This window comes from Gardnerella sp. 30-4 (assembly GCF_001641215.1).
Lineage (GTDB): Bacteria > Actinomycetota > Actinomycetes > Actinomycetales > Bifidobacteriaceae > Bifidobacterium > Bifidobacterium leopoldii.
Map to the genome: position 1 here is coordinate 1 of NZ_LXJL01000111.1, position 5,177 is coordinate 5,177.

Sequence of the window (5,177 nt, forward strand, 5' to 3'; positions counted from 1 at the left end):
TATTGAGATTACTTAAAATTACTTATTGATAGCAAGTAACAAAACGTCGTCAACATGCCCCTTATGGCGTGTAGACGACGTTTTTGTTTTTGCCTTGTGTTTCGTCTGTTGTTTCCGCTTTTTGTTTCCGCGTTTTGTTTACCAAATGGGTCGAAAAGGGAACAAACGCGGGAGTGTTGAAGTTAAATTACGCAAAAGTGCGATGCAACCAATCGCAAGCAAGCTTAACCCACTGCTGAACTTCTGGCTGAATAAATTCAGTAAGCACATTTCCGTTTTCATCGCGTTTTGCTGTTTCTTTAACTGCCAAAGCTAAGCCGTGCGGTCCTTTAGGGAACAGGTGAGCTTCAACACTTACTCCAGCTTCAACGCAAGCGTTCACAAACATTATTGAATTTTCTACTGGAACTGTTTGATCAGTAACAGTTTGCCATACAAATACAGGTGGAGTTTTGCGATCCACGTGATTTTCCAGCGAAAGTTTATTGACGAGTTCAGTTCGCTTTTCGTCGCTAACTTCTCCAAATAGACGATCGAAAGTTGGCTTATGCGCATATTTTCCAGCAGAAATAACAGGATATGCGAGCATAAGTGCATTTGGACGCACGTCATCAGCAGCATACCCGTTTGCTTCCTCAACTTCGTCGCTAACACTAGTTGCAAGGTTTGCAGCCACATGCCCTCCAGCGGAGAATCCAATAATTGCAACTTTTTGCGCATCTACGTGCCATTCTTTTGCGTTTTTGCGGATTAAGCTCATCGCTTCTGCGGCTTCTAAAAGCTGAGTTGGGTATGTGCTTGGAGTAAGCGAGTATCGCAACACAAAAGTGTGGAATCCTTCTGCAGCAAACTTCATGGCAACAGGCTCTGCTTCACGATTCGAGACGCGCAAGAAACCTCCGCCTGGCAAGATTAAAATTGCAGGACGGTTTTGCAAACCTTCGCTATCTAAATTATCGTCTAAAACATATCCAATAAGCTGCGCATTGCTTCCATCTATACTTTTTATTTTCTGATTTATAATCTTCATAGTGTCTCTTTTCGTTTCGTTTATATTGCAATTACACTAAGCATAATTCTAATCAAATACCTCGCTTTGTAAGTGCGTTCTTTTATAAATTCGTGTAGAGTTTTAAGAAGTTTTATAAGGAGATTCAAGATGTGTGACGAAGAAGATAATTTAGGTAAGGTTGTTTTAGCTGCTACGCCTATTGGGAATATGGCAGACGCTTCTGCACGATTAATTAATCTTCTTGAAACTGCTGATATTGTTGCTGCTGAAGACACGCGTAGGCTTTATGATTTAGCGAATCGCCTTGGCGTACATGTTTCTGGTAGCGTAATCGCATATCACGATCATAATGAGCGCAACAAGGCAGATGGCTTGCTAGACAAAGTTGAGCAGGGCAGCACTGTTCTTGTTGTTTCAGACGCAGGTATGCCTACCATTAACGACCCGGGTCTTGCTGTTGTTCGACGTGCAATAGAGCGCGATTTGCCTGTTACTTGCGCGCCTGGTCCTAGTGCAGTTTTAGATGCGCTTGCTCTTTCTGGATTGCCAACTGATCGCTTCTGTTATGAAGGCTTTTTGCCTCGTAAATCTGGTGAGCGTCAACAGCATTTGCGCTCGCTTAAAGCCGAGCGACGAACAATAGTATTTTATGAGGCTCCACATCGTATTGCAGAAGCAATGGAAGACATATTGGCAGTACTTGGCTCTAATCGTCCAATGGCGTTATGCCGTGAACTTACAAAAGATTTTGAGGAAATTCGTCGTGGAACTGTGCAAAGTATTCACGATGGTGTTTTAGCGGATCCTCCTCGAGGCGAAATAGTTTTAGTTATCGGTGGTGCAAGTGACGAAGAAGTACAGTCTGAAAGCACAGATTTAAGCATTGATGCTCTTGCAAAGCTTTCGCTTGAATGTGCAGATTCCGAAGGCTTGCGCATAAAAGAAGCCATTACGAAAGTAGTAAAAGAGCATCCGTTTGCTGACGGATCTTTTGCTAATCGTAAGCAAGTTTACGCGTCTTGTCTTGAGCATAAACCTGATCAAAAATAAGATTTCTGCTTTTGCTACTATTTTTTTTTTGCTTTCTATTCATTGCTGTCATACGCAGAAAATAGCACTTCAAAACTGTAACGAACGTCAGGACCGCCTTGTTGAGAAATATATTCTAAGATTTGTGCGTCTGCCGAAGGGTTTGCAATAATCCATTTGCGAAGTTCTGGTATTTTTTGCGCGATATACCATAGCACTTCCGTTTTTGTTGCAGGGTCGATAGCAACATATGGCGTGAGTATTATAGGTGGTTTTGGAGGGCTGCTTGTTTTAGTTGCATAAGAGTTCTTTATTTCCATGGTTTGTTTGCTTCTTTCGCAATGTTTCGTATCCAATTTCTTGCATGTATTGAGCCTGGGAAATATGGGTTTCCGTCAATAGTACGTTTGCATTTTCGCAAGTCAATGCTGTATTTAGATATCAATAAGTGAGCAATATCTTTTCTATAAGGTTCGTACTCTTCGTTTTCGCTTGGAGTGTACGCTAAATCGCAAATTGTTCGTTCTGGCGTTGTTATTCTAATTTTTCCAAGTATTACGTATTCTTCATTGTTTAAGTGTCTTCGAAATGCTCGGATTGCATGGCCGTGCGGCTTTTTTCTTCTATGCCCATAATCAATAACATCTATATTTTCAGGAAAATTGCCTCCTATCCAAACCCATGCTGCAGTAAATAAGCAGGCTATGCTTTCTGTAGGTATAAGATTGCTCACAATATTACTTCTTCCTTGAGTGGAAATAGCTGCTTTATTTGAATATCCTGCATTTAAATCAAGCCTATTGAATACGCCAATTTGAGAAAGTTTTTTCATGCACATTGGGCCTGGTAAATGGTTGTCGTCAAGTAATTCCGGGAATTGTGTTTGTGTTTCTTCGCAAATATCCAATAAATCGCGTATGTTTTGTTGTTTTTTCAATTTTCCTCAATCCTTTCTTTTTGCATATTTATTTTTTAGCGCGACTATTTACAATGTGTATCGCACATATTGTTGTTTTTCTAACGCATATTTTGTAATTCATGCTTTGTAGTGAATAAGTTTCGTAATGCATAAGTTGAGATTATGTTTATATTTGCTTCAATTCCAGGCTGGTTTTATAACTTGTGGATATGTGGATGAACTCGTGTGAGGCTTGTTATTCAGCGTGTTTTCTCGTATATTTTGGGATTCTTTTTGCAATGTTCTTATGTACTGTCCGCGTTGAACAAGATAATAATTGTCTATGAGTCATATTTTGGTGAATGTTGCTTGGCCGTATGCTAACGGCCCTCGTCATATTGGTCACGTTGCAGGTTTCGGGGTTCCGTCGGACGTGTATGCGCGTTACGAGCGCATGAAAGGTAATGACGTATTAATGGTGTCTGGCACGGATGAGCACGGCACACCTATTTTGGTTGAAGCAGATAAGGAAGGCGTTTCTGCACAAGAGCTTGCTAATCGTTATAATCGTGTGATTACTAAGGATTTGTGCGATTTAGGTTTGAGCTACGATTTGTTCACGCGTACTACTACTGCAAATCACGAGCATGTTGTGCAAGAAATGTTCCGTCAGTGCTTAAAGAACGGCTATATTTACAAGGGCACTCAGAAGGTTGCTATTTCTCCTTCCACTGGTCGTACTTTGCCAGATCGTTATATTGAAGGCACATGCCCATTGTGTGGCGCAGATGGTGCTCGTGGCGATCAATGTGATGCTTGTGGAAACGAGCTTGATCCGGATGAGCTTATTAATCCAGTTTCTAAAATTAATGGTGAAACTCCGCGCTTTGAAGAAACTGAACATTATTTCCTAGACCTGCCTGCTTTGGCTGAGGCGAATGTTAATTGGCTTCATTCTCGCGAAGGTTGGCGCACGAATGTTATTAATTTCTCGCTTGGATTATTTAATGAAGTAAAGCCGCGAGCTATTACGCGCGATATTGATTGGGGTATTCCTGTTCCTGTTGAAGGATGGATTGATAATCCGAATAAGCGTCTGTATGTGTGGTTTGACGCTGTTATTGGATACTTGTCTGCATCTATTGAATGGGCTCGTCGACAAGGCAAGCCAGACGCTTGGCGTGATTGGTGGTGTGATCCTAAGTCTCCTGGATACTACTTCATGGGCAAAGATAACATTACTTTCCATTCTCAGATTTGGCCTTCGGAAATGCTTGCCTACAACGGTGCTGGTTCTAAAGGTGGTGAGGCTGGCGTTTATGGTCCATTGAACATGCCTGAACAGGTTGTTGCTTCTGAGTTCATGACTATGGAAGGCAAGAAGTTCAGCTCTTCGCGCGGAATCGTGATTTATGTGAAGGATATTTTGGCGCGTTACCCTGTAGATGCTGTGCGTTACTACATTTCTATTGCTGGTCCAGAAAATTCTGATGCTGATTTTACTTGGGCTGAGTTTGCTCGCCATAATAACGAAGAGCTTGCTGCAAGCTGGGGTAATCTTGTCAATCGTGTGGCAAATCTTATTAATAAGAACTTTGGTGTAATCCCTCCTCTTGACGAAGATTCTATGACTGCAATGGATCGCGCTCTTCTCGATCAAACTTCTGATGCTTTTGCTTTGGTCGGTAGTTTGATTGAGCGTCATCGTCAGAAGAATGCTCTTACTGAAGCAATGCGAGTAGTTGCGGATATTAATAAATATATTTCTGCAACTGAGCCTTGGAAAATTAAAGATGATGAGGCTCGCCTTGGTACTGTGTTGCATGTTGCAGCTCAGGCTGTTTCGGATGCTAATCATCTGCTTGCGCCATTCTTGCCTCATGCAGCTCAAAAAGTTTGGGAAGCACTTGGTGGCACTGGCGTATTCTCGCCTTTGCCTCATATTGAAGAAGTTGAAGATTTGGATAATCCAGACTTCAAGTATCCGATTATTACGGGCGATTATCGCTTGGGGGAAACTGTTCATCCTTGGGAGAGTGAGGAGTTGGTAGCAGGTACGCCTGTGCCTAAGCCAAGTCCTATTTTTGCCAAGATTCCAAAAGAAGCAGTTGAGGAGGAGCTTGAGCGTTTCGCATCTGCCTTGTCCGAGCGTCAGCGTGTCGAGGCAGAAAGACTTGCTGCAGCAAAAAAATCTTTGGAAAATAGTGAGAAATAGGTTGAAATTTTCAATAAATAAAT

General features: G+C 41.9%; 5 protein-coding genes. 2 read left to right on the top strand and 3 right to left on the bottom strand.

Annotated elements, in window-relative coordinates; all coding sequences use genetic code 11:
• Positions 1 to 187 precede the first annotated feature (187 nt).
• Entirely contained in the window at positions 188 to 1,030 is an 843-nt protein-coding gene (locus A5294_RS05820) for an alpha/beta hydrolase (protein ID WP_064340683.1), read from the bottom strand.
• 129 nt (positions 1,031 to 1,159) lie between these two features.
• Between A5294_RS05820 and rsmI the strand changes: the two genes are divergently transcribed.
• Entirely contained in the window at positions 1,160 to 2,062 is a 903-nt protein-coding gene (gene rsmI, locus A5294_RS05825; protein ID WP_064340684.1) for a 16S rRNA (cytidine(1402)-2'-O)-methyltransferase, read from the top strand.
• Positions 2,063 to 2,097: 35 nt separating this feature from the next.
• Here rsmI and A5294_RS05830 read toward each other — a convergent pair whose 3' ends face one another.
• Both A5294_RS05830 and A5294_RS05835 read right to left on the bottom strand, forming a co-directional pair.
• A complete protein-coding gene (locus tag A5294_RS05830) occupies positions 2,098 to 2,361 on the bottom strand; it encodes a hypothetical protein (RefSeq protein ID WP_004118480.1) in 264 nt (87 codons plus the stop codon).
• Complete coding sequence (locus A5294_RS05835; RefSeq protein ID WP_064340685.1) at positions 2,352 to 2,978, bottom strand: hypothetical protein; 627 nt, start codon at positions 2,976 to 2,978, stop codon at positions 2,352 to 2,354. Before A5294_RS05835 ends, A5294_RS05830 begins: the two co-directional genes overlap by 10 nt.
• A 304-nt stretch (positions 2,979 to 3,282) precedes the next feature.
• On the opposite strand from A5294_RS05835, the gene metG reads away from it, so the two are divergent.
• Complete coding sequence (metG, locus tag A5294_RS05840; protein WP_004118486.1) at positions 3,283 to 5,154, top strand: methionine--tRNA ligase; 1,872 nt, start codon at positions 3,283 to 3,285, stop codon at positions 5,152 to 5,154.
• Positions 5,155 to 5,177 lie beyond the last annotated feature (23 nt).

What these genes read in the sequence shown, in the direction of transcription:
- A5294_RS05820 (WP_064340683.1), bottom strand. Translation starts at nt 1,030, where the DNA reads ATGAAGATTATAAATCAGAAAATAAAAAGTATAGATGGAAGCAATGCG.
- rsmI (WP_064340684.1), top strand. Translation starts at nt 1,160, where the DNA reads ATGTGTGACGAAGAAGATAATTTAGGTAAGGTTGTTTTAGCTGCTACG.
- A5294_RS05830 (WP_004118480.1), bottom strand. Translation starts at nt 2,361, where the DNA reads ATGGAAATAAAGAACTCTTATGCAACTAAAACAAGCAGCCCTCCAAAA.
- metG (WP_004118486.1), top strand. Translation starts at nt 3,283, where the DNA reads ATGAGTCATATTTTGGTGAATGTTGCTTGGCCGTATGCTAACGGCCCT.